The sequence below is a fragment of the Flavonifractor sp. AGMB03687 genome (assembly GCF_017811815.1).
Lineage (GTDB): Bacteria > Bacillota > Clostridia > Oscillospirales > Oscillospiraceae > Flavonifractor.
Genome location: NZ_JADKZI010000007.1, coordinates 123,707 through 148,408, shown reverse-complemented (window position 1 = coordinate 148,408; position 24,702 = coordinate 123,707). Strand labels below are relative to the sequence as shown.

Below are 24,702 nucleotides of genomic sequence, written 5' to 3'. Positions count from 1 at the left end.
CATGCCTTTAACCCATCACGAATTGCCGTCTAGGCAAAGAGCCTCGTTCAAGCCACTGTTACCTGATGTTGTTAGCTTTCTTCGAAATCCATGGCATGTTCAGTCTTCGCCCTCGAGATGACTTTGCGCAATTGCGAATATTATATCATCATTTAGACTTTATGCGCATTGTGCTTCTGATATTATTTCATGGATTACACCGCTTGCAGGGAACATATGCACGTTCAATTAGATCCTCGCGTGAGCCGTAATAGTCCTCACGGTTGGAATCCTTGATATCGTCCGCACTGGCGCAAGATGGCAGGTGGAACTTCTTCGTGTTGTTGTTCAAAACATAGTGTGCCTCAGCGGTTGATGTTCCGGCTTGGGTATCGGAAGAGGGTTCATGGGCAACCGATGGTTCTGAAGTGGAAGCAGCTCCGTCTAGCGTGCTGTCTCCCGTTGCATAGTTGATCGTCACCCCCGGCTGCACATTGTAGGCAAAGATACAAAAGCAGATGCCATCACCATCATCCTCAACGGAGTAACCTTCCATCAGGACTCCAGCAGCCAGTAGGTTGTCCCCTTCAAAGACGGGCGTGACGCGGTAGAGAACATGGTTGTTCGTTTCCTGAACATAGTCGGCAACCATATTCTCGAAAGGTAGCATTCCATCAATGTTCAAATATCTGGTGCCAGTGATCAAGTTCCTCTCATTCGCATTCTCTCCCGAGAGTTGGAAGCCGATCAAGTGACAGCGATTGTAGAGGTAATTCCCGTCAACAACACCATTATACCGCACAGTGTGCCAGCCGGAAGGCTTGACCGATCCAATAGATCCGCGTTCCTCGGTAGGCATCAGATCCTGCCCTATGCAGGCATATGCGGTGCCGCACCGGCTGAGCGAGTCGAGAGCGCTATATAGCTCAAAAGAAGTTGTTGTCAGTTCAGAAGATGTGAAATAAGGAATATTTCCATTGACTGCAACATAAGCCGATCCACTATAAGGCTCAACATCGGAAAGTGAAAAACTGGTGGCAGCAGTACTTTCACTTGGAAGAGTCGAGGAAACTGGTTGGTCAATCTCTTGGCCGGTCATGCTACCCTGTCCATTCGGCCCCGACGGCTTCTCAGCCTCTACGCCGGAGTCATCTGTGTCGGCAGATGACTGCTCTACACGATCAGTAGATTGCGGACTTTCCACAATTCCAGAGGAAACACTGGATGGAGAATCATCCGGGTAATTGGAAGAGTTGCCTTCGTCTGTCGAACAACCAACTAAGAGGGAAAGGACAAGAGCTGCCAGCAGGAAAATGGATGTAACTTTCTGTTTCACCGTTCAAATACCTCCATAGTGATTCTTTCGTGTGAGTATCCGGTAAAGTTGCTTGACAGAGCAAGATGCCATGTTCCTTCATGCAGCTTCAAATCAAAATACCGATCGGCTGGGTAGGTTCGGTTCCACTTGAAAATAATCAGTTTTTCAATGCGTTTCTCGACCGGAGCCAATGCGGCATCTTCGACAAAGCAGAAGTCCCCATTGCCGGCATCTCGCAAGAAAGTATCCGAAACAGCCAGATCAGGAGGATTGAGGTCAGAAAATAATCTAGCGGAATAGTGGCTCATGTGTAAAATCGAGTGCTTCGTCAATCTTAAGATCTGCGCACACAAGCTCTTATCCCGACTCTGCCGACGGTGATTGAACATCATGCCGCCTTTATCGTCCAAACAGACTATTACAATCATCGGATTCCCCCTTCAGGTCGCACCCCCGTACTCTTTCTCCAGAGTGTCATTGCCTGGACTTGAGAGTATAATTGCAGGTTACCTGTTAAATAATACGGACAGCTATTTTACTAACAACAGTGGATTAACTGCCCTTTGGGCACACCGCACTTCATTATCCACGAGAATGCTCACGCTGTATTCGCCCGTCACTAACCAGATTTTACCATTCGCATTTGTGCCGTGTGCCTTCATTTGCCCGCCAAAGGTTGACCAGTATCACGGACAATATTTGCCACCATTGTACCGTAGAATAGATGCGGTTGCAACCAATACTGGTCAATGGAGGACGCGCAGATGGAGCAAAAAATCCGTCGTGACCGCAACATGGGCTCTAACCTCAGGCGGCTGCGGGATCAGTATGGCATCTCCCAGGAGAAACTCTGTGCCGAATTACAGCGAAGAGGCTGCGACATCGGGCGAACTGCCTATGCCAAATATGAGTCAGGGGAGTTGAATATCCGGGCGAGTGTGTTGATTGAATTGCGTAAAATTTACAGTTGCTCTTATGATGATTTCTTCGCTGGCTTGGATAGGAACATAGAATAGCAGTCTCATGCGTTTGATTTGCTTTTGCTAAAAAATGAAGTCATCCGCAAGCATAGATATAGACTATTCTCTGTATTAAGTTCTCCAATAGAGTGGGATCTTCTGGGGGGACCATAATGAACCCACCCTCGGTCCATCGTCAGGGCATATAAACCCCTTGGCGGCAAATTATTTAAGAGAAAGTGGTTTGTATCAGAATATGGTACAAACCACTTTTTCGCTTTAGCGCACAGTATATAGATTTGAGGTATGGCTGCCATTTGCGCGGTATCTTGGGTTCTTGAGTAGGAAGCCTTTGCGTTCCAACTCGTTGATTGCTCTCTTCACAGTGCTGCGTGATAAGCCAAGATCTGAGGCGATTGTCTTAATTCCTGGCCAACAGGTGCCTGATGCATTGGCCCGATCCCGGAGGTAAATGTAAACGGTTTTGCACCGATGAGGCAATTCAGTATCAGCATAGATCGATTCAAAATAGCCCACCATGTTCACCTCCAATTATGTTCTCAGACTTGTATCGTCGGAAGCGGGAGCATGAGCATCTTCCTCTGCAGCTTTTTGACTTCCGTTTTGCTGTGGTGCTGCATCTGCCTTTTCCGATGCTGTATTTTTCAAGGCATGACATAGAATGCTTTCCTCCAGCTCCTTTCGCCCCGCGTAGTGGACTTGCATATTTTCATGTACCGGCACAGTGTATCCCTCTTTTTCGAAAGTAATGCCCCATTCTAGGAAGAGTCGGAGTCGGGTCTGCATTGGATGGCAACCAGTTTTCATAACAACGAAGTGCCCCCTGGGAATTGATTTTAACTCGTCTGGCGTCATCAAGGGCCGCTCTACCATCTGCAGGGATTGACTGGGATCATTCTTGCTTTGGCTCACCGAGCCAGACTGCACCGTGCGAGTTCCAAGGTTCCTGGACAACACTTCTGCTGTCTGGCTGCCCGGTGCAAAGCCTCCGAAGATTGTATCCTGACAGTTATCCTGAATGATCTCGCTGCCCTCCTTGCCGTAGTTTTTTTCAAGCTGAGCCAACGATTGGATGATCGGCACCAGGGTCAACCGCCTGGAGCGCCCGGCGGAGAATAGGGGCAATATATCAAAGGGCGGCATGGTACCAAGCTCATCACAGAACAACACCACACGGTTTTTTAGTTTTCCGCCGTTCTCATCGGCAACAGCAAATAGTTCTCGGCTCAGATTCTGAATCATCAGTCCGGCCATGAAGTTTTTGGTCGTGTCTTCTTCCGGTAGGATCAGGAAGATAGCGCATTTCTGGCTGGCGAATGTCTCCGCGTCAATGGCGCTGTCAAAGCAGATGACCTGCTCCAATTCACTGTCGAGAAACGCATTCAGTCGGGACAAGACCGTGGACATGACAGACGCCATTGCCTGGTCCGAGGTGTTGAGTGCGGCTCCCGCAAACCATTTCGCTTTGTGATTATCGGGGAGTTTCCCCATTAGCTGCTGGAAGTAGTTTTTTTGCCTTGGACCAGGGGACTCCAGCAGATCCTGAATCAGTTTGAACACCGATACGATATGCCTTCTCTCACTTGAATCTTCTTTTGTTGGTGGAAGATATTCTGCTAACAAAAGTACCACAGCAGTAAGCAATCCTTCTGCTGCATCATAGAAAAATGCATTTTGTCCATAAGAGGAAGCGTCGCCATCTGGATTAACTATGGTCTTGGCGAGAATTTTGGCATACTTTTCGGCCTTGGCTCTGGCAGCCAGATTGCTGGGATCTTCCTGAGCCAAATCCATATAACGGTTGATCAACGTCAGAAGATTATTACCATCTGATCTGGTCGGATTGCGAAGGTCGATCACGGAAATCTTATAACCGTAATACTTGCTGGCAATAGCACCGTAGTTCCTCGCCAAGTCGCCCTTGGTGTCCAGCGCCAAGAAACTCATACCACAGGCGCAGGCATATTCCAGATTGGGGTACAGGAAAAAGGCAGTCTTGCCAACACCGGATGCACCAATCATCAGGAAGTGAACATCGTCGCAGTCTACAAGAGCTTTCAGCCCACCATGTTTGGAATGCTTCTTGGCTTTGACAGACGCGCGTCCGATGCACCCTAAGACGATCCCCTGTGCCTCTGGCCGATTCTTGCCACGACGCCATTCATCGACTTGGAAAGGCACATGCTTATAAGTCTGACGGATCTCTTTTGGGGTAGCCCATCGTGCGGTACCATGCTGGCCGTCACCAACGGTTTTGGATTTGATACGGTTTAGGGAATATCGCTGAGTGAATATGGAGGCAATGATCAACACCAGCAGCATTCCGCCGCACAATACAATCAGTCCCCATGCTTGTTCAGTCATTGCGTCACCCCGTTTCCAGAAAAGGGACCTGTGCGTCCTCCAGAACACACAGGTCATCATTCCAGTCTTTGTTTTGGGGAGCCAGGCGATCCGAGGTGATTCCAAACTGTTCGGCAATCTGTTCAGCCATACGGAGGCTTGCTGCCTGACCTGCTGCGTCATTGTCCAGGCATAAGAACACCTCCTGTGCGTGGGGCATACGGGAAAGCATTGACATTACAGGGATCGCAGATGTTCCGCAGCAGGCAACATAGTTGTGCGATTTCCAATCTTCAGGATACAGGGTGATGAAGGAGAGCATATCGATGGGTGCCTCGAACACATAGAGCTTTCCGTCAGTGCCAAGGTGATGAAAACTATATTTGGGATCGCTGCCCTCCACATTCTGCCGGAAGGACTTTCCAAAACTGTTGGCACTGCGTTTGTGCGCGTGGCGTGGAATGCCCTGTTCATCCGTCCCCACAAAGACGCAGTTGTGATATTTGCTGTCCTCAAAGAGTGTCTTTGCCTTCGCAAAATAGGCAATCACATCACGGTCAATGTGCCGGTGCTTCATCAGGTAGGCAAAAATGCGCCGCATATTGGTATTCGCTTCAGGAAGTTCAAACGGTTTTTGTGGTGGCTTCTCCCGCTCAGCAGCAGATGGGTATATTGTACCCTGTTCACCACCCAGAAGTGCTTTGACGGCTTCTGGGTAACTGTAATTATAAAACCACCGGACAAAGCTGATCGCATTTCCACCCTGACGGCTGTCGTGATCGAACCATTCACAGCCACGGATGGTCACGCTGTGATCTCTATCGAGCCTCTTATCCCGTCCAGAAGGAAGGAGTTTTTCTCCTCTCTGGCGTAGGAATTCTTCCAGATCCACTTCAGCTGCTCGCTGTTTCTGCTCATCAGTGAAATGAATATACTGAGCCATAGTACCTCCTTTCCCTTACATCGATGGCCCATTTTGCCATCCCTGCTCCTCATGATCATCCGCTTTATGCCCAAGGGCTAGTCGCTTGGCCATCAGCTTTTTCCTGCGCTTGGAATCAATTCGAAGGCCCAACGGACTAGTAGGTGCCATTGCATTGTCACGGAAAATCTGGCCCATGTGATAGAGGAGACGAGTTACCGCAGCGATTACTGCTGGGTTGTGGTTGTTCACTGCCGGTGACTTAATTGGCTGTTGGGCGCTATCCGTTTTTGGTGGTGTCTCGGTCGAATCAATTTCTCCTGATTCTTCGTTCGCATTTGGGTTGGTGGAGTCCATCTCTTCCTGTTCCAATTCCAGACGTAGACAATCAGCCTCGCGGATAATGGAGTTCTTGATTGCCTTGAATTCCTTTTGCTTTGAGAGAGGATTATGGACACGTGGTTTGTCCTTGTAGTAACCCTCCAATTTATCACGCAGATCATTCCAGACCTGATAGCACGCTGCCACATCTGGCTGCAGTGCCAGCTCATCAGTAATAGCATCTACTAGTTCTTTCAACTTTTTAGGCAGGTATCCATACTGCTTTTTCCCTTTGACACTGCTCAGGGCATTGGCCAGTTCCACCATCTTTCTGGCAATCGAATCATTATCCAGCGAGGTGAATTCCATGTGCGCAATCAGTTCCGCCATAGCGGAGCGGGACTGTTTTACCAGGTCCTGATAAGCCAGATCTTTTTTGACATAGATGTTGTGCATCTCATCCTGGAAGATAGTGTTGGTCAGCGCAGAGCGCATGGCTGTGATTCCGGTCTTGTTCAGATACCCGTGTTTCTCATCTGCAGACCACACCATCATGTGTACATGTGGGTGGTACCCTTCATCGTGGAAGGCTGCACACCACCGGAAGTCATCCACCGGGATCTTCATGGCCTGCGCCAAACGTGTCCGGTGCTGTAGGAGGAGGGTGCGCCAGTTTTCAGCACTATCGTATCCAAGAGCAGACGCATCTTCTCGGCGCAGAGAAAGGATGACCGTCCAGACAGGGCCATGGTGTTCCGCGACCTCTGCCATCATATCCTGGAGCGACACATCCTGCGTGTCACTGAACAGGCCATGGTCACCGCGCTTTTCTACACGGGGACGGGTAGCGATGTATTTGAGGTAGCCATCGCCAGCTTCCATGGTGTGGACATTGGCATCCAGTGCCATAGTGAGCAATTCAGAGGCGTTGCCAAAGGTGGGAGAGGCGCAGTAATCACTGTACTCGAATAGTTCTTTGGTATCTGGATAATCCTTGAGCAGTCTTTCGATGAGTTCTTTCTGAGGCTGTGTGACAGGACCCCGGCCATGAAGTTTCTCAACACCTTCTCTTGTGGCAATGTACCGCATGTACTTTGCTGCACTGCCATTGCAGATGTACCCACACTTCTGCACCAGCTTTGGCATGGCTTACAACCTCTTTTGGAACCGGAAGATCTCCTTGAAGCTGATCATGCCATGGGTGCGCATCACATCCTGGACACACCGGCCACGCAGCTGTTCCAACTCATTGAGTGTTGCATCTGTATCGTGTGCCATGAGGTGCATCATCATGGACATCTCCACCGACATTTTGAACAGCAGCTTGCCGAGCCGATCTCCCAGCGCGCCTAACGAGCCTTCCAATGTAGCTGACAGTGTGACTGGTAGATACGAGCCGTCCTGCTCCGCTTCAAGGTATCCGGTATAGAATTGAATGGCTTTTTCAATAAATTCGCTTTGACTCTGAGAGTTGTCAAGCTGATAGGAGCGCTCCACCAGTTCTTTTGTTTTCGGTGTCAGCCAGAAAGCAAATTTTTTCTTTGTGTTACTCATGACGTAGTTCACCTCACACTCTAATGAGTCTCTGGCCAATACGAAACGCTTCCAGGTCATCGATGATGAAAAGGTCGCTGCGCCAATGGCCGGGCCATACCGCAAAGAGTTTGCTGATACCCGACTGGGCGTGTACGTATCCTTCGATCTTGTCATGATATGTGGTGAGCTGTTTGATCTCGCCAGTGGCAAACAACTCGATATAGCAGATTCGATTGCTGTCGTAAGGAAAGCCGTCTGTCTCCTTTGCGCTTCTCATCTTTGGTACCTTCTTTCTAATCAAATTTGCGCTGGGTACGTCTTCGTCCCCGGAAGAAAGCCTGATACGGCGGGGCTTACGGGGATTCACGACCCCGTAGGCGTGATTTTTTTGCTTTCACGACCCCGGTGGGAAAAGCCTGAAACTGCCCGCACTGCGGGCAGAAGTGAGAGAGCCGGGGCGTTCACGACCCCGGCTCTTTCTGCCTGCTTTTTTTTCGTCCTCCGTCCCCTGGTGGAAAAGCCCCCCAAACGGGGGCTAACCTTCCCGATTGGGGTAGGTGGTCTACCCCCACCCATAGGAGGGCACACAGGGCCTCACAGCGGCCCACACGGGGCCGTTATCAGGTGCCCAGCATTCACCCCATCTGCATTCCCGTCAAATCCTCGTTTTCATGCTCCTGAAGGGGGACCTGCGTCAGATCTTCCATGTCGGCAATCCACATAGACATACTGTCGAGCAGCGTTTCTAAGTGATCAGACACAACTTGGAAAGAGTTCTCCAATGTTTTGCTTGAGGAGAACTCCTCTTGTTGCGTTTTGTGAATCACTTCCATCTGACGCTGCACAACAAACAGGATGTCCAACAGATCATAGGCAGAGGGAGTGTGGCAACCAACCGATTCCTGCTGCACAGGAGACTGTTCTGTCTTTTGGTAGATGCCATGACTCACTCGTGCATAGGGGAACGCAGGATCTTCAAGTTTTTTACTGATAGGCAACACAAGGTTGTTCTGTTCAATGGTTCCTTCGTACTGCGTTCCTTTGGCCTGTTCACGCACATAGTCGATGATCTCGCGGTATCGATGTGGCTCACCGTCATCCAGGAGTTCCCGGAAGCAGTTGAGCACGAATTCATTTTTGCTGTTGCGATCGATCAACATCTTTCACCTCCTCACACTATTACATGCTCTGGCCATCCGGGAATGAGGAAGCGCACATCTCTTCGTCAAGATACTGTGCGCGATAATCATCCAGACTCAGTCCCGTCTGCTCCATGCAGTAGTCATTCATTTTGGAGCGTAGGATTGAGCGATCCTCTTCGGTCAGGGGGTAGCGGTAGGTTTCCTCAGAACCATCTCCACAGACCTGGATCACAGTGAGTGCGTCACACACTTCACCAACATCCAAATCAAAATCTGCATAGACATTGAGATAGTCATCATTGGCATCAGTAGCCACATTGGTTCCGAACACAGCGTCAGGATCAAATGTGACTGGCACATAGAAATTCAACAGACTTCCGCACTCGCTCATGTCATCCTGGAAAGAAATCTCATCCATACAAAGCCGCCTGGATCCGGTCAGCACCATAGCCTCTGAGCTTGGTGTGAGTTCCTTTCCATCGAGTTTGTCCAGCAGTCTTTCCCACCTTTGATCTGTAGAGATGTTCTGTTTTCGGAATGCATGATAGGCTGCCACACTCACATCATGGATACGGTAGGTGTGCCAGCCGTCCATAGCATTGGCTGCGGAAAATGTATCTCTGTCAAAGTCCATTTCGAATACTCCAGATACCTTTCCGGTATTCTGCAGCCGTTGGTCCAGGAGTTGATCGTACTCTGCCTGAGTGATTTCAATGCGGTCTTTGAGCACGGCTGCAAAGGAAGCTGGCTGAGGATTATCCTCAGCAGTGAGATATGTACGCAAGCGCTTTGCAGCGACGAGCAGTGTATCTGCTTTAGATGTTTTGAAATAAAGATCCTCTCCACCGCCGGTGATATGGTAGGCTGCCCAGGTGGTGTTGGCCATTTGTTCCGCCACCGCCTCGGCATGTTCAGTGTCAATGCGCTCCCGGATGGCTTGCTGCTCCTCGAACGGAACGCACTCAGAATATAGATCGATCAGCATCTCCTGCATTGCTTTTTCAATGTCACGCCCGTCCTGGGCAAGCCGATTCTCCAACGCTTGGTATTTGTACTCATGAAGCCAGAGCACGATCTCAACGGAGCCGCTCATTGGGACACCCCCTATTCCGCCGCTTGGCAGGCTTTTGCTTGCTGTAGGTGCTGGGTGCTGGACAACGGATATCTTTGTGGTGGCGAAGACTTAACAGCCGATTGGACGAACGAAGATCCTGGTTCAAAAAATCACACTTTTTCATTATGTCTACCTCCCATGTCATAGCCGGCCGAAACATCTTGGCCGGGATTGTTCTGGTCAATGTTGTTATCCTGTGTCTGTGCAGTGCGCCCGCCTTTTGCTGTACGCCTGGGGCGTGGGCGAACTGCAGGCTTGTTCTTACTGTCCAGATACTCCCGAGTATCCGCTGGCACATATTTTTCATAGAGCTCTTCCAGCAACCGCTGCAGTTCTTTCTCTGGTGTTCGCTTTTCCTTTGCGGACAAAAAATACCGAAGCGCATCCAATCGCTCCGGCTCCATCGTCACTTTCAATTCAATCTTGTCCATTCTGACCTCCTTACATTGAGTAGAACTCAATCCGCAAGGCATCCTCTACCTCACCTGGTTGGAAGGTATCCGGCTTAGCAAACACTTCACCAAAGTGTTGTATCTGCTCTTGGGTAAGAGAACAAAGATCACCGGATCGAGTATCGCCAGCCAGAAAGAATGTGCCGACAATGATGTCGTTGCCTAAGCGCCGGTTTCCTTCCAGCCCCATCAATTTGCCATCCTCATTGCAGACCAGGCAAACATCGCTCAGGGGGAGCACCTCGATGTAGCCACCCACCATTTTCTGCATAGCGTCCAAAGTGTTTGGCATGGTTACCGTTTCTGGTGACTTACCAGGTTCCACCTTCAAGACAGTAATCTCTTTTTCTTTCATCAAATCGCCTCCTTTAATTTGTGGGCAGGTAGGAGCGTGGATTTACACGCTGACCATTGACACGCACTTCAAAGTGTAAATGCGGACCGGTTGATCGCCCCGTGGAGCCGGACAGAGATACGGTGTCACCTGCCTCCACGGTATCTCCAACACTGACCAACAGTTTCGAATTGTGAGCATACAGTGTTACCATTCCATTGCCGTGGTCAATCATTACATAGTAGCCATAGCCACCAGCATTGTAGGTTGCCTTTGTAACGACTCCGGGCAGAGCTGCACGAACTGGTGTGCCTGTGGGCACAGCGATGTCGATACCGGTATGACCTTTTGTCTGGCCGGTAAAGGGATCGGATCTGTATCCAAACTCTGATGTGACTCTACTTTCCCAGCTGGAACCCACAGGAGAACAAAATCCATCCGCACCGATAAACGGCACTTCGGCACCGGGTATCCAGCCCTCTGTTCCAGTAGCAGAACCGTAACGGACCAAGTTGTAGATACTGTCTGCGTTGTTTCGTTGTTCCTCTGTAACTGTTTCTCCTAATGCCGTTTGAATGTTGGACCATATTGTGGCGGTGTCTGTGATGGGAATTGCAACGGTGTAGGTTTCCTCCTCCGGTTCTCCTGCACTTTCGTCTTCGCTATCAGTTGAATCGAGCGGGCGGGTACGTTCCTCATAAGTGACAAAGCAATCAACAAATTGTTGGTGCGCTCGGCTGCTCGGTGACTCCGCGCCGAAATACAGAGCATAAAAAAATGCCTTGACACGTATTGCGTCAAGACTTTCTCCATCCTCTGTCATGCTATTGATTTCCGCAATTCGCTCATCCAACAATGCAAAGCTTGCCTGCATGTCTTCGATGTAGGCTCGGTATTCTGCAGGGATATCTGCTGGTAATGTGCCACCATAGAAACACAGGTCAAGGATGCTGCTGTTGTGATCAGCGGAACCGCCCAAGATAGAACAGAATGCAGCGATGAGGAGAATGATTGGGGATAGAATCGCTACCAGAACCCAGCCTGCAGCCTTGCGTGTCTTCTCGTTTGAGAGGACACCAATTGCGGCTTTTGCAATGGCAGCAGCAGGAATTGCCATCAGCGACCACCTGCCGATCCAAAGAGCTGCTCCTTATGGGAAGGCGCATGGACCGCCAGCAAATGTCTGTCTGTCCCGCATTTGTAGAGGCAGACGCCTCTCTGGGGGTAACGAATCAGTTCGTACTCCGCTTCCTCCAACTGAAGGTTTTCCATGTAGAACTTTTTATCGATGGCACCTGCATTAAAAACAAATTGATGGGTAGGGATTGCAAAAAGGGGGCGAGTCAACTCCCGGACGCCCGGCTGGTCAAAGTCTTCCAGGTTTTGACTGGCGAGAAATAGGGACGATTCTTTCTTTCTTACTCGTTTCAGGCAGTTTCGAATGTAGGTGACAGCTACTGGATTGGTGAGCCACAAGTACAGCTCATCAATCGCTGCCACTGTATTTCCGGCGCTGAGGAGCTGATCAGACATATATGAGAGCACACTAAACAGCAAGGTGTCCCGAAGGTTTTGCGCGACGCTGTCCAAGCCTTTGACACAGAACACAAGGAAACGCGCAGACGAGATATTCGTATGTCCGTTAAAGAATCGTGCATCCGCACCTTTGCACATAGAGTGGAGGCCCAGCAGCAGATCCCGAAGCATTTCGGGAGGATAGAGTTTCAGAGCTTCCTCGTCTTCATAGTTCTGGTAGGCATCCTCAATGGTGTCATAGAGGTCTGATAAGATAGGATAATCGGTAGGAAGCATACGTGAGAAGTCCGTCTTATCATTGATGCCCCATTTGCGGTAGAGCCGTTCTATCATCAGCTCCAAAGTGTCAATGTGGGGGACATCGAAGTCCTTATAGACACGGAAGATGTCACGAAGGAATGAGATGTGCTGGGCCAAGAGAGTACCGTGGAAGGCAGGAGGCGCGTCTGGATCATCAGGCTCACTACCATCATCCCACCGGCGCGGCTCCAATAAATTGATGCGATGTCTGCCGTCCATGAAGTCCAGAAAGCAACCTCCCAGATTTCTGCAGAGATCCTCCATTTCATGCTCCGAGTCCAGAGAGATGGCACACTTACCTGCCTCCAAGACATTGCACAGTAGGAGCCGGAGCAGATATGTTTTTCCTTGACCGCTGTTGCCAAGTATCAAGGCGCTGGCATTGGTTTTGTCGTCGGCTCGTCGGTCCAGATCCACGATAACATTGGAGCCATATTTGTCCCGGCCCACATAAAAGCCCATCGGATCCGTCTTTCCCGAATAGCTGATTGGGTACAGATTGGCCACGCTGGATGCAGGCAGCACACGTTCAGTAAAGGAGCCAAACGCATTTTGACCAGCAGGATTGGAGGAAAGAAATCCGTCTCTCTGACGTAAGAGTAGAGGATCTGTTCCCAATTTGGAGCGGATGAGAATTGCGTTGACCTCATCGCGCAGGGAGCGGAGCTCTTCCATGGTCGGAGCGGTGAACTCCAAAAAACAGGAACAATGGATGAGGGGTTCGGTTTGCCGTCGAGTTGTTTTGATCAGGGTTTCGACATCCTGGATTTTTTCCTCTGCAGTCACGCTTTGCTTGATGTTACTGAAATTACTGCGCTCCATTCGGTTCTTGTTGGTGGCTGCATGAATAATAGCATCCTCCTCAGCTGTGGTAACTCGCCTGGCGGAAAGGCGCAGGGTGACACCAGCCATTTCGCCAAGTCTACGGAGTAGAGCCAGTTCCTCTGTTGTGGGGGGATAACTTCGAAGTGCAACAACACTGCGATATGTACCACCCAGAATGAAATGGTCCGTATTGAACTTAACTGCAGCCGGTGCGATCAGATCCAGGAACTCCTTGGGCCGGGATACTACGGGTTGTTTCGAGGGTGTGTTTTTCTTCTTCTGTTTTTTCTTCTTAGCCATTTCCGATCACCGCCTTTTCTCCATCCACATCTTGAAAGAAGTCTGTGGTTATATCGTGCTGGTAATAAACGGCCAGCAAGCGTTTTACATCTTGCTCATCGGCTAGGCGGACGTGCAGGCCATGATCACAGATACCTTTCTCCAATTGGCGCAAGGTGCCTTCGCTCATGTCCGACTTCAGATCCCGCCGCAGAATCAAAACAAATTCTCGAGCAGAAGCGGAAGATGACAGGATTTCATCCAGATGACGCATATCCTCAATCAGCAGTTTCCGAATGGCAGGGGTCGTTTCCTCTTCCAGTCTCTTCTGATAAAATTCTTTGTTTCGTTGGAAGGATTCCCTGGAATCGACAACCAAGAGCTCCACAGCGGGCTCTGCCCGCAGGAGGTTGGCAAGCGCCGTTACCCTGGCACGGATTCCCTCGGATGATAGAACGGAAAGGTTATCGGGTCGGATGAGAAAAAAGACCAACTCCGAATTGGAAGTCGTAATTCCATGTGATGCAATACCCTGCATACCCATGAGCTGTCGTGTGGACTGGTGTTGCCGAAGAGCCAATTTTTCTTTGCGAGTCATGGGTCAAGCCTCCATTCGTAGTATTGCTGCTGCAGGATTAGGAAACAGGCGGCCCTCCGTAAAAAGTCCAAGATGCTGGAGCCGTCCACCCGAATAGTTAGGAAGGAGAATAGGACGGTAATCACGAGTGGTATCATCCCGGCCCCCTGACTCAAAGCCAGAACAGAGAGGAGAAAACCAACGCCGATAATACCAATATCCCGCAGTTCCCAAAGCCATAGCATTGGTTTTGCTTTCAGGTTTTCAGGATAGATAAACACATCTTCACCTCCTAGATGTCATTTCGGTCTGAAGAAAACAAAACCCTGCCAATTTCCGGCAGGGCATTGTTGAGCATTTATTCCAACTCATCTGCAAGGGCTCGTTGGATGCAGTCCAAGAAGAATGCGTTCTGCTTGATGTGATTCTTTTCCAGATACGCCTTGAACTGTTCGAACAGGTCTGCCGGAACTTGGAAGGCCACCGTTCTTTTGTTGTCTGCCATACTTGCATTTCCTCCTTTTTCGTACTCATAGAATTGTGTGATCAACCAAGCCATATACTGGCCAAGGGTTTTGCCGGATGCTTCCTGATGTTCCCGTACCTTTGCGTGCAGATCTGATGGGATTGGCGCACAGAGATTCTTAATATCTTCCGCCATAACCTGACCTCCTTCTTCTGTAATTGCAAAGCAAGCATACCCAAAAGCAAGGTAAAAAGCCATTCACAAAAGGAACTAAAAGTAACCTTGAAAGCCAAGCATAAGGCACATAGCGATGCGCTGGATCAGGTATTGCACACATGGAATTGCAACGCTGTTGCCCAAAGCCTTATATCGATTGGAGTCCGACACATTTGGCATATTTGTCCAACCATCCGGGTACCCTTGTAGCCGTTCACATTCCATTGGTGTGAGTCTGCGAATGAGGTATACCATTCCCATCTTTTCAGGTAACTGTTGATAAATTAGATCTGTAGCATCCTTGTACTGGCGCGCACTTTGGGTCCCTACAACTGTATCGCTCTGAAATAGATCGACACGCTGCCGGCGAAACACTGCATGATGATCTGTTGCGGTCAAAGTATAGGATAGATTCGGCTGATATCCAATTCCGTTCCCACCATTATGTGGCTGCCGGTCAATTGCATTTCCTGTAATACAATAGGTTTCCTCTGGTGCTGCAACCAAAGGCAAATTGTTTCCACCAGTTCCAGCCCTTGCAGAGAGAGTAGGTGACACAGCATGTGGACCAGTATAGCGGGCATCAATTCCGTGGTTCTCGTATAGGGCCGGTTCTTGGGGCGAATCAACTACCAAAGGATGATTCAGTAAGCTTGCGGATAAAGTTGGTGAACATTCGACTGGCCCACGGTATCTGGTGTCCTGACCGTGGGCATCAAGAACCAAAGGTTCATGTCCGTGTGTCTGAGCGCGGAGCGTTCCTGTCATCTCTTTGGTTACATCCATTACACGGCCGCCCTGATCATTCAGGCAGAAAACAGTCGGCATACAATTTCCGCTGGCACTACCTTTGAGAGTAGGAGCGATTTCTTCATCGTAGCCAATGCTACCGGCAGTTGCACCAGCCCCTGCGGAGAATCCTGCGGCAAAAATGCATGGGTATCCCTGACCCGCTTGACCTCCACCAGTGCTTAAAGTGGTGTGTTTTTCTTCTGTAATAAAGCAATCGCCGCTTCCTTTTGTTATTAGACCCGATACATGAAGGCTTTCCGGGGGCAATAGGGCGAGGTCGCCGTCTATGCCGCAAGTAAATCTGGCCTCATCCTGCTGGTTATTCACAAAAGGAGTTGGATCCAGAACACCATTTCGTCCTGTGGACATACCGCAGTTGGTTCCAAGTGTGGCAGACACGTCGCCCGTTAAATCACCGTTATAACCATCGACCCCAGTAATTTCTCCGTGCAGATTAATGTCCTCCGGTTTTTGTATCCCAGCCTGAACCCTCAGTGCTGCCGCAAGTGCTGTCGGAAGATCTTTCCCCCTCTCCTCCGCTCGCCGCAGGATACCCATGCAAGCTGTCGGGGATAAATAATATTTGGATGGGACTGTATCCTGCAAAATCTGTGATAAGGAAGATTCGACGACGGCGCTGGGGCACTCCGAGGTATTGAGCGTCCCAAGTGACCCAAGCCACACAGGATCGTACTCCCAGCACGGCCCCAGCATATTCCCAGCGCCCGGTCTCAGGTCTAATAACATGAAGGTATGGTTCTTCAACTTGGAGGAACGATTGGAGGACGATTTTGAAGTCTTCTCCGTTTGCGCTGGAGAATGCTCCTGGGACATTTTCCCACACTCCATATCTTGGCCGAACAAGGATATCTGGCCGTCCTCTTTGCTTATCTGCATATCTCATCTCCTTAATGATGCGGATCTGTTCCAAAAATAGGCCGGAGCGTTCACCGGCTAACCCGGCACGCGCTCCGGCCACGGAAAGATCCTGACACGGAGAGCCACCGCAGATGATATCCACCGGCGGTAACTCTGCTCCATCTAATTGTGTGATGTCTCCGACATGAACCATGTTGGGAAATCTTTTTTGTGTTACTGAGATTGGAAACGCCTCAATTTCGCTGGCCCACAGCGGTTCTATACCACTGCGAACAGCAGCCAAAGGGAATCCACCAATTCCATCAAAGAGGCTGCCCATCGTCAGGACACGGCCTGTGGGTGCTATCATTTTGTTGCCGCCTGTACAAGCGTACGGGTGGTGTTGACAGCTGCTTGAGCTGTGTACACCGCAGACATGATGTTGGCTCTGGTGGTGGTGTCCAGACCAAATGTTCCTGCAATCCTGGGCACTTCGCCAGCAGAAAGCATCAGACCTAATCCCAGCAGAGCATGCTCGCTGAATACCATTAGCCCTGCCACCAATATGGTGGCCTGCAGGAAAGCGGTAAGGCATAAGCCAATCACTTGCTTCATCCACTGGGTAAAACCATCGGTGTATCCTCTAGGGATTGAAAACATATAGAGGCTTCCGACCGCAATCTGAATGAGGAGGATTCCGCCTCTTTTTAGATTTGCGAAAAACACCTTGATCACAGCATAGGCCATCAAAATTATGCAGAAGATCAGCATGAGTGGGTTGGTGCCAATTCCCCAGTGGCCAGCAGCCGCGATCTCCGTTAAGGAAGTAGACTCCATGTTTTCCAAAATTGCCGCGCCAAGATCTCCAATGCCTGAACCGGCTCCGGTGATACCTTGTGCAAAGGTCCCTTGCAGCGCAACGGATAACGAATATAGGCGAACTGGAACAACGGTAAACAGGTTCACTGCCAGAAAACCCTTAATGGCATTTAATGCAGCCTGTTGGATATTGCCACGGCCAGAAATATATTCTATTCCGCACTCAAAACCAGAAACGACCAGACTGACGCCATACAGAGCCCAACCGAGTTGGGAGAAGAATAGGACAACAGCTTGCACCCATTCCAATTCAAAAAGTTCCGCACCCATATTGCCCATCTGGGCAAAAAATGCGCCGAGAAAGCCAACGACCTGACTGTAAAACCAATCCATAAGAGCATCCATAATGGGATTGGCTACAAAATCCCAAATAAACATTAGGCACTAACACCTCCTCTCTAAAAGGTAACCGCACCCCTTCCTAATTAGGAGGGGGTGCGGCCTTCGATTCTTAGATGCCGATGATGCCCCAGATGTAATTGGGGGCCAGCAGTACGAAGATAAGGCAAACAAAGAGGATTGCAGGACCAGTCCATTCGAATTGTCCCCTCGTGCGGTAATCGAAGTACGACATTCCTAGCTTCACAAAGAATGCAATGGCAAGGATCATACTCAGGGCAGGAAAAACCACATTATCCACGACAGTCTTGATTTGCGTTGCGGCATCATCCCAGGTCTGTTCCACTGCACCGGCCACATCACCGCCAGCTGCGAAAGCGGGGACAGTGAGTAAAATCGCCATAAGGGAAATCACACAAAAGGCACATAAGTATTTTTTCAACTTCATGTTAATCACCCTTTCTTAAAAAATATCGAGCTGGAACCGGTGTGCCTTTCCTCCGAGCTGAAACCAGCTGAAAGGCCTTTGAACCTTTTGTTCTCCTCTGCTCATAGGTAGTTCCTCCTCAAAGTGGGAGGGCCGCCCAATTGGGCGACCCTCCTGGATGTAATGAAATTGGATCAATATCCCGTTCTGGGAAGGGGCTCGGAAGGCTTATAAACCTTGGTTACCCAACGGCTGGTTGCCATGATCCACTGTCCGTCATAGACACCGCCCACATCTGCCTGGTTAACGAACTGGGTGCCACCAGTGAGCCAAGAGACTACATTGCAATAGACTCTCGGTGCCTCCACCTGTCGGAAATTGGAGGGCACCACGCCGAAGGACACCATAAACTGGGTCACATACTCGTTGGAAGCCAAACCAAGTGCTGCAGGCGAGGCATCCAGCGTATAGTTCTGCATGGTGCTCAGGTTGTCGTACATGGTGCGCCATGTACCGCCGCTCAGGTTGGTCTGGTAGACCACCTTGTAATTTCCAGGCACATTGTAGGTGCCGGTGATGATCTTATCCAGCCGTACCGCCTGGGTAGGCAGGGTATCCCTCCAGTAGAAGGAGGTGAGGCTGGTGGTGGAGTTGTTGCCGATGCCAGAAAAGTCATAGCGAATCTGCTGCCCAGGCATGACCTCCACATATCCGGTCTTTTTAATGCTGACGTTGGTATAGAGGCTCTTATTTGTCATGGCCGTCTTAACGATCTGACCGGCAAATTCGATCTCCGCCTCAATGGGAGTCTTGTCCAGGCCATAGAACTCGGCTGCCTGGGCTTCCACAACTTTGTACCGGCCCAGGGGCAGCGGCTTAGAGACTGCCACGCCATTTTTGTCCGTCTTGATGGTATCCACCAGCTTGCCGGTCCGATAGTTGTAGATCTCGAAGACGGTGTTGGGAATGGGGGTTCCGGCAGGCCAGCCGTTCATCGAGTTATAATCTGCCGAAGTTTTGGTAATCTGGATCTGTCCGGTAATGGGAGTGTTTTCCCACTCAACCTCGGTGGTCTCTCCAGACTTCACATAGACGGTTTTCTTCTGGGTGTCCGGGACATACCCCTCATTTTCCAACTCGCGCAGGTAGTAACGGCCTGCCTCCAGATCTTCGATGTAGACATAGCCCCGGTCATCACTGGTGTACTGACCGATGGGGGTGTTGCTGCTGTCATAGAGGAGGAAGGTCACCCCGTAGATCCCTTCGCCGGTAGTGCTGTCCGTCTTATGGATCAGGATACCGGACACGGCCTTATTGGTAATCTTGAGGGGTTCTGTCTTTCCGTTCTCCACCTCAAAGTAGTAGGGGGTGCTGTCCAGCTTGAAGCCATCCGCTGCCTCGACCTCCACCGCATAATAGGCACCGTCTTCCAGGGAAACGAAGACTCGACCGTTTTTGTCCGTGGTGACGGTATCAATCAGTTCGTCATCTACCTTACGGATCTCGAATGTGGTGCCAGGAATGCGCTCGGTCTGATCAGCTTCGTTGACCTTGATAATCTCAACCCCTCCGATGGGATCGTTATAAAAAGTCAAGGTCTGCGTATCTGCCGGGTTTACCACCACGGTCTGGGACTGAGTGGCCGGATCAATGGTGTAGCCATCAATGGTTTTCGTTTCCTTTACCACGATCGTGCCGGTCACACCACTGATTCGAATCTCACCATTGGCATCTGTGGTATAAAGGCCCTTGCTGGACAGGTGGCCGTTGTCAGCGTCCACATAGCCACCATCGGCGTAGGTCAGCTCAAATTCCACACCAGCCAGAGGCTTTTTAGTCACGGAATCGAGCTTTCGAATGACCAGAGTGCCCTTCGCCGCATTATAGAAGCGCAATGTCTGTACCTCACCGGCCTTAATCTCAATGGACTTGGGAGAAGTGTCCAGCACATAGCCCTCCACTGTTTTGACCTCTCTGGCGGTCACCGTGGTGCCGGGCTCCAAATCATCAATAACAATGCGGCCATTCTCATCGGTAATGTACTCTCCATTGCTGGAGCCAACGACCGCGCCGGAACTATCTGTGACCAAGAAAGTCACGCCCGCCAGCGGCGTTGTGGTACCCTCGATATATTTTTCGATGACCAATGTGGTACTGGGCGTGTTGGTGAAGTAGAGCGTCTGCGTATCATTGGGGTTGACCTGGACGGTCTGGGTCTTCTTTGCGGGATCAATGCTGTATCCCGGAATGGTTGCGGTTTCGGTCACTACCAGGGTGCCCACTACACCGTCAATCTGGATCTTTCCGTCCTTATCGGTAAAGTAAAGACCGTTGCTGGAGATGTAGCCGTTCTCGTCCGGCACGTACTCACCGGTAGATGTGGTCACCTTAAATGTAACTCCCTCGAGAGGTTTACCAGTAAGAGAGTCCCGCTTATCGATGATCAAACTTCCGGCCTTAGAGTTCTTGATGACCACTGTCTGTGTATCGCCGCTCTCGCCGATCACCACATTGGTGGTGGGCTGATCGATCACATACCCAGACGGAGCCTTCAGTTCAGAGATTACATAGGCACCTGGGGCCAGATTCGTGATGTGAATTTCACCATTGGAGTCCGTGGTGAAGATGCCATTCTGGGTGAGAGTGGAATCTCCAATGACACCATCTAGCCCAACTTCACAGCCTGCTGCCGTAGTCACTCGGAATTCAGCACCAGGAAGAGGTTTGTCGGTGGCGCTATCGCGTTTCTGAATAATGAGCTCGCCCTTGGGCTGGTTCTTGAAGGTAAGCGAAACAGTTCGCCCCTCCTTGATCTGGATGGTCTGGGACTGGGTGTCAATCAGGAAACCTGCCGGAGCCTTCGTTTCAGTGACGACCACGCTTTTACCGGGAGCCAAGCCCTCGATGCGGATCTCACCGTTCTCGTCCGTGCGGTAGATTCCATTATTGTCCCCGATCAAAGTGCCATCGGCATACATGACCTTAAACTCGGCGTCCTGGAGAGTCACGCTGGGATTGACAGAACAAACCTTGCGAATCAGCAGGTTGCCATCCGGCATATTCTTAAACCGGACGGTGACAACCGACTGTTCTCCGCTGTCGGCCAGATAGACGGTTTCCGAAGACTGGATGATACTATAGCCGTCCGCAGGGTCCACTTCCTCCAGAATATAGGTGCCGGGTTTGAGGCTGGTCCAAATAGCGGTGCCGTTTTTCCCGGTCACCTTCTGGCCAATAATCGTTCCACCGGTGCCAGATGTCCCGCCAAGGTAACGCAGCTGGAACGTGCAGCCCGGAAGGGCCTCACCAGTGACGCTGTCGTATTTCTCGACGATGATGGCGTTAAGGGGAGTATTCTGGAAGGTAACGGTTTTCTTTTCTCCGCCATGGAGAATGATCTTCTGAGTTGTGGGCTCTACCATCTGGAACCCAGGAGCAGGCTCTACCTCAGTGATGGTGTATTCGCCGGGATACAGCCGCTTTCCCTGCTCGTGAAGTCGGATCTCGCCGTTAGAATCCGTCAGGAACTCGCCAAAATCAATGGTGGCAGGTGCGTCAGCGGCCTCACCATTGCTGGTATAGGTTACATGGAATCGCGCTGCCTCCACGGGGGCACCGGCAACGCTATCCTCCTTGTAGATGGTGAGTTCAGGGCTTTTGCTGTTCTTGAAAACAAGCTTCTTTTCGTCCCCTGCATTCAGAGAGATCGTCTGGACCCGATCTGCGTCTTTATCGGGGAGGAAGTAGGGGGCCGGTACGGACAATTCAGTGACACGGTAAGTACCAGGTGCCACACGGAGGGTAACAGTACCATCCTGGCCGGTGGTGACATCATTCTGGTAATCACCATCAATGGCTTCAATCCGGAAGACGGTGCCGGAAATGGGGGTGGTGGAGTCTGCAGCATCGACTTTGGCGATGGTGAGCTGGGGCTGCTTCAAGTTATCAAAGATCAGCTGCTTCTCATCGCCGGGACCCAGCCAGATCGTCTGGGTGGGTTCTGCAGCCACCACATAGGGGTCAGGTACGGAGATTTCAGTCACTTCATAGCTGTCTACGGGAAGGCCAGTCAAAGTGGCCGTGCCGTCTTCACCAGTAGTAACATCCGTGTGGTAGCCGTGATGAATGCCCTTTACTTCAAAGACGGCTCCGGGAACAACCTGTCCAGTCTGGCCATCTCGCTTAAGGATGGTAAGGGTAGGAAGTTCTTCATCTACTGCGGAGACCGAAATCGTGCCGCCACCGTCCACATCTTCCTGATCCACATGGACGGTAACAGGCTCTTCGAGTCGGGCATAGGGAGCCGGGACATAGACCTCAACAAAAGCGTAGAGGCCCTCAGTGATATTGGTAACGGTAATAATTCCAGAGGCATCGGTTTTCTCTGTGGCAATGATCTGCCCATCTTTCAGGACATTGAATACTGCGCCTTCGATGGGCTGGTCGGAGTCGTTTACCTTCAAAAGTTCGAGCTTTACTTTTGCGTCGTTCTCGAACACAAGGTCAACATCGCTCTTGCCGTCCCAATAGAACTCCTGCCGGACCTTATCAGGATCTTTGCTGATGGTGTACCCGTTCGGAGGGGTGACTTCAGTGGCTACATAAGAGCCGACGGGCATCGTATCCCAGGGTACATCCTGCAGATATCCTCCGACACCAGTGGTGTAGGTGCCGGTAAAGCTGTTATCGACACCCTCGATCTTAATCACAGCACCAGCCAGCCCCTTGCTGGGATCGTCGGAATCCACTTTGCGGATGCTGCCCTCACTGGTGATGACAGGAGTATCAGTAAAGGTAACTGTGACGGTGGTACCGCTCTCGTTGGGGAGAACAACATACTGAGGTCCTGCGTTATCAATTTCGTACCCCTCCGGAGGGGCCATTTCAGTTACGGAATAAGTGCCTGCATCCAAAGACGACAGCGTATAGGTTCCATCGCTCCCGGTGACAAACTCCTTGGAATAGGTGCCATTGGCGGACTGGATGAGGAACCGAGCACCGGAAAGGCCCTTGCTGGGGTTGGTAGAGTCTACCTTCTTTACGGTAAGCTCGTACTGCTCGCGGGTGATGGTGAGTTCGCCAACGAATACAGCCTGAACATCATTGGCGGGGTGGTAATTGGAGCCGGGACCAGCATATTTGTATTCATATACTGCGCAATCACCCCAAACACCCTCTGCACCGAGGTCGAGAGTGTACTGGGCCCTGTCGCGGAAAGACCAGCCATCCAGTTCCTCATCAATGCTGGTGTAGTTGGTGTGTTTGAGGTTGTTGAAAACATACATCAATTCTTCCGCGCAGGCGACCACAGGATCAGAGAGCAGACCGGCCTTATACCGCCAAACTACTGCCTGCACCCATGCATTCATAGTCCAGGTATAGTCGGAGCCCCATACTTCATCCAGGCCCAGTGCTTGTGCCCGGTCAGTGAAAATACCTTTGGTATGACAATAGAAATATGCCATCATAATTTTCACTGTGGAGTCGTTGATTTCTTTGGGGCTGTTCCACTCATGACCTTCCAAAGACCAGCCCATGCCTTTGCCTTTTTCGGAGCAAAAGCCCATGACGCTGTCGCCGTTGAAATCAAACTGCATCTGGTGCATATAGCAAATCCCTAATGCGGGAGAGTCATAGTGGACCCCGTTGTAGGTGCAGTCCTCCAACTTAATGGTGTTGGGGCTGGCAGCCAGCGCACTGGCAGGGAACAGGCCCACAATACACAGAACAGCGAGCAGCAAGGACATCATGCGAATATATACGGAATGCGTTTTCATCTTCATTTTTTGTCCTTTCCTCGAAAAAAGAAAGGGCCGCAGGGATGGAGCATTCCAGTCAAAACAGGCTGTCGGGTCCTGTATCCCTACGGCCTGTTGCTTCTCTCGATATTATTTTTTGCGGTTATTCTTCTTGAACTTGGAAAATAGGCAGATATGCTATTGCATTACATCATTTCACTCACCTTCTTTCTTGTATAGGCACAAAAAAACGACCCCTCCAGTTTTGGAGGGGCCACACTCTACATGGATTTATCCGTAGGGATTATTGGTATTAGGCTTTCCGAGAAACAGATAGCAGTACGTAACGCCATTGTCCTTGGTTACACCTACACCAAGACTTGTTGCGTCTGGATCCGTCATGGTTTGGAAGTGACCAGGAGACTTTTCCCAGTTATCCACTGCGCGCTGTGCAATATCTGCTATTGCCGCACCAGTGAATACGGTGAGATTTGAGCCGAAGCCATAGGGATATCCAGATGCCGCCACCGCTTCACACTCTTCTTTCGTGTGATGCCAGGTAAACTTTTGATCGCTGCAGTTCTGCGCTGCTGCCATCAGGCGCTGATCGATAGTCAGTTCCTGGAGACCATTCTCGCGTCGTACCTCGTTCACGAGGACGGCGATCTCTTCTCTCACCTCCTCAAGCGTGGAGGATGCTTCCGGTGCTTTTCCAGTGTAAGGAGCATCACTGTCCATGTACACCGCTCCGTCCCAATACACATTGAACCCGACCATCTTGCCCACATCTGCAAGTTTGACATAGTTGTTGCCGTTTATGATATATGCTTCCATCTGAACTTTTTCCCCATCCAGGAAGAACTGGTGGGAGCTGCGAACTGCAGTGAATAGTTCTTCAGCGGCGTGTGCTGTGGGGAATGCCAGAAACGCGCCGATTACGATACCTGCCGCTACCAGGGCCAGATTCTTTTTTGCCTTCATATTCATTCCTCCTTTGCATTATGTGGATCTTTGCAAGCACACAATATC

The 24,702-nt window shown here is 50.6% G+C and carries 22 protein-coding genes and 1 pseudogene; 1 reads left to right on the top strand and 22 read right to left on the bottom strand.

Annotation, left to right across the window (positions count from 1 at the left end; all coding sequences use genetic code 11):
• Nucleotides 1–187 precede the first annotated feature (187 nt).
• Both J9789_RS14000 and J9789_RS13995 read right to left on the bottom strand, forming a co-directional pair.
• Nucleotides 188–1,315 (bottom strand): DNA/RNA non-specific endonuclease, encoded by a 1,128-nt coding sequence (locus J9789_RS14000; RefSeq protein WP_226928286.1) that lies wholly within the window; start codon nucleotides 1,313–1,315, stop codon nucleotides 188–190.
• The gene (locus J9789_RS13995) at nucleotides 1,312–1,725 is read right to left on the bottom strand and encodes a ribonuclease Z (RefSeq protein WP_148337089.1); all 414 of its coding nucleotides are present in this window, start codon (nucleotides 1,723–1,725) and stop codon (nucleotides 1,312–1,314) included. The genes J9789_RS14000 and J9789_RS13995 overlap by 4 nt, the downstream gene beginning before the upstream one ends.
• A gap of 336 nt (nucleotides 1,726–2,061) precedes the next feature.
• Here J9789_RS13995 and J9789_RS13990 point away from each other — a divergent pair, with 336 nt between their 5' ends.
• Complete coding sequence (locus J9789_RS13990) at nucleotides 2,062–2,313, top strand: helix-turn-helix transcriptional regulator (RefSeq protein WP_130870494.1); 252 nt, start codon at nucleotides 2,062–2,064, stop codon at nucleotides 2,311–2,313.
• A 222-nt stretch (nucleotides 2,314–2,535) separates the two neighbouring features.
• On the opposite strand, the gene J9789_RS13985 is transcribed toward J9789_RS13990, so the two are convergent.
• From J9789_RS13985 to J9789_RS13885, 20 genes and pseudogenes are all read right to left on the bottom strand, one after another.
• Entirely contained in the window at nucleotides 2,536–2,793 is a 258-nt protein-coding gene (locus tag J9789_RS13985) for a helix-turn-helix domain-containing protein (protein ID WP_180956741.1), read from the bottom strand.
• A gap of 15 nt (nucleotides 2,794–2,808) precedes the next feature.
• Nucleotides 2,809–4,599, bottom strand: coding sequence for a type IV secretory system conjugative DNA transfer family protein (locus tag J9789_RS13980; RefSeq protein WP_245185288.1), 1,791 nt, complete (start codon nucleotides 4,597–4,599; stop codon nucleotides 2,809–2,811).
• Between the two features lie 46 nt (nucleotides 4,600–4,645).
• A complete protein-coding gene (locus J9789_RS13975) occupies nucleotides 4,646–5,563 on the bottom strand; it encodes a DUF3991 and toprim domain-containing protein (RefSeq protein WP_101691729.1) in 918 nt (305 codons plus the stop codon).
• A gap of 15 nt (nucleotides 5,564–5,578) precedes the next feature.
• Nucleotides 5,579–7,009, bottom strand: coding sequence for a MobP3 family relaxase (mobP3, locus tag J9789_RS13970; protein WP_209346314.1), 1,431 nt, complete (start codon nucleotides 7,007–7,009; stop codon nucleotides 5,579–5,581).
• 3 nt (nucleotides 7,010–7,012) lie between these two features.
• Nucleotides 7,013–7,417: a hypothetical protein gene (locus J9789_RS13965; RefSeq protein WP_148337091.1), complete on the bottom strand. Its 405-nt coding sequence runs from the start codon at nucleotides 7,415–7,417 to the stop codon at nucleotides 7,013–7,015.
• A gap of 13 nt (nucleotides 7,418–7,430) precedes the next feature.
• Complete coding sequence (locus J9789_RS13960; protein WP_148337092.1) at nucleotides 7,431–7,676, bottom strand: hypothetical protein; 246 nt, start codon at nucleotides 7,674–7,676, stop codon at nucleotides 7,431–7,433.
• A 358-nt stretch (nucleotides 7,677–8,034) separates the two neighbouring features.
• Nucleotides 8,035–8,559, bottom strand: coding sequence for a hypothetical protein (locus tag J9789_RS13955; RefSeq protein WP_209346313.1), 525 nt, complete (start codon nucleotides 8,557–8,559; stop codon nucleotides 8,035–8,037).
• Nucleotides 8,560–8,578: 19 nt separating this feature from the next.
• The gene (locus J9789_RS13950) at nucleotides 8,579–9,634 is read right to left on the bottom strand and encodes a hypothetical protein (RefSeq protein ID WP_209346312.1); all 1,056 of its coding nucleotides are present in this window, start codon (nucleotides 9,632–9,634) and stop codon (nucleotides 8,579–8,581) included.
• Nucleotides 9,635–9,765: 131 nt separating this feature from the next.
• A complete protein-coding gene (locus J9789_RS17155) occupies nucleotides 9,766–10,086 on the bottom strand; it encodes a DUF6103 family protein (RefSeq protein WP_245185283.1) in 321 nt (106 codons plus the stop codon).
• Nucleotides 10,087–10,096: 10 nt separating this feature from the next.
• Nucleotides 10,097–10,462 (bottom strand): DUF3846 domain-containing protein, encoded by a 366-nt coding sequence (locus tag J9789_RS13940; RefSeq protein ID WP_209346311.1) that lies wholly within the window; start codon nucleotides 10,460–10,462, stop codon nucleotides 10,097–10,099.
• A 13-nt stretch (nucleotides 10,463–10,475) separates the two neighbouring features.
• Entirely contained in the window at nucleotides 10,476–11,558 is a 1,083-nt protein-coding gene (locus J9789_RS13935; RefSeq protein ID WP_209346310.1) for a M23 family metallopeptidase, read from the bottom strand.
• Nucleotides 11,558–13,402, bottom strand: coding sequence for a type VI secretion protein (locus J9789_RS13930; RefSeq protein WP_209346309.1), 1,845 nt, complete (start codon nucleotides 13,400–13,402; stop codon nucleotides 11,558–11,560). The genes J9789_RS13935 and J9789_RS13930 overlap by 1 nt, the downstream gene beginning before the upstream one ends.
• Complete coding sequence (locus J9789_RS13925) at nucleotides 13,395–13,979, bottom strand: hypothetical protein (RefSeq protein WP_209346308.1); 585 nt, start codon at nucleotides 13,977–13,979, stop codon at nucleotides 13,395–13,397. Before J9789_RS13925 ends, J9789_RS13930 begins: the two co-directional genes overlap by 8 nt.
• On the bottom strand, nucleotides 13,976–14,239 hold the full coding sequence (locus tag J9789_RS13920; protein ID WP_101691723.1) for a hypothetical protein: 264 nt from the start codon (nucleotides 14,237–14,239) through the stop codon (nucleotides 13,976–13,978). Before J9789_RS13920 ends, J9789_RS13925 begins: the two co-directional genes overlap by 4 nt.
• 77 nt (nucleotides 14,240–14,316) lie before the next feature.
• Nucleotides 14,317–14,619: a hypothetical protein gene (locus J9789_RS13915; protein ID WP_209346307.1), complete on the bottom strand. Its 303-nt coding sequence runs from the start codon at nucleotides 14,617–14,619 to the stop codon at nucleotides 14,317–14,319.
• A 75-nt stretch (nucleotides 14,620–14,694) separates the two neighbouring features.
• Nucleotides 14,695–16,660 (bottom strand): annotated as a pseudogene (locus J9789_RS13910) (DNA cytosine methyltransferase).
• Nucleotides 16,657–17,547 (bottom strand): conjugal transfer protein TrbL family protein, encoded by an 891-nt coding sequence (locus J9789_RS13900; RefSeq protein WP_209346305.1) that lies wholly within the window; start codon nucleotides 17,545–17,547, stop codon nucleotides 16,657–16,659. Before J9789_RS13900 ends, J9789_RS13910 begins: the two are co-directional and overlap by 4 nt.
• A gap of 73 nt (nucleotides 17,548–17,620) precedes the next feature.
• Nucleotides 17,621–17,956, bottom strand: a complete 336-nt coding sequence (locus tag J9789_RS13895) for a DUF3852 domain-containing protein (protein ID WP_148337099.1) — start codon at nucleotides 17,954–17,956, stop codon at nucleotides 17,621–17,623.
• A 173-nt stretch (nucleotides 17,957–18,129) separates the two neighbouring features.
• Entirely contained in the window at nucleotides 18,130–23,718 is a 5,589-nt protein-coding gene (locus J9789_RS13890) for a SpaA isopeptide-forming pilin-related protein (RefSeq protein WP_209346304.1), read from the bottom strand.
• A gap of 246 nt (nucleotides 23,719–23,964) precedes the next feature.
• Entirely contained in the window at nucleotides 23,965–24,654 is a 690-nt protein-coding gene (locus J9789_RS13885) for a CAP domain-containing protein (protein ID WP_195328269.1), read from the bottom strand.
• Nucleotides 24,655–24,702 lie beyond the last annotated feature (48 nt).